Source organism: Mesorhizobium sp. BHbdii (assembly GCF_053848045.1).
The window spans coordinates 1-397 of sequence record NZ_JBSPKX010000325.1 but is presented as its reverse complement, the minus strand read 5'-3'; the positions used below and the strand labels follow the sequence as shown (position 1 = coordinate 397).

Genomic DNA, 397 nt, shown 5'->3' with positions numbered 1-397 from the left:
GGCGACCGGCGTTTCGCCATTGGCGTCGAGCCGCGCGAATATGTCAGCGACATTGAGATCGAGAGCAAGCTTCAAGTCGTGGCGCGCATCTTCGCTTGGCGCGACCGGCAATTGACGCCTGACCAGTTGCTGGAACGGCGCATTAAAGGTCAGGATCCTCTTCGACGATGAGAGCGCAAAAGCCGGTGACGGGCAGGCGACCAGAGTGGCGTTGATCGTCTTGATCGACGCAAGCCGTCGCAAGGTCTGGTTTTCGTCGGCCAGTCCGCGCATGCAGGCCACCCGGATTGCCGATGTCAGGTTTCCTGTGTGGGCATGGCTTTCGGCGATCTCGTCGATCAGCATGCCGATCGTGCATTTGCGGCTTTCGGCCATCTGCTTCAGCGTGGTCCAGAAC

1 protein-coding gene is annotated in these 397 nt (G+C 60.2%); it reads right to left on the bottom strand.

Features of this window, described 5'->3' with window-relative positions:
- The coding region (locus ACWTU8_RS33265; protein WP_455851434.1) for a ribbon-helix-helix domain-containing protein at nucleotides 1-397 on the bottom strand (397 nt) is incomplete at both ends.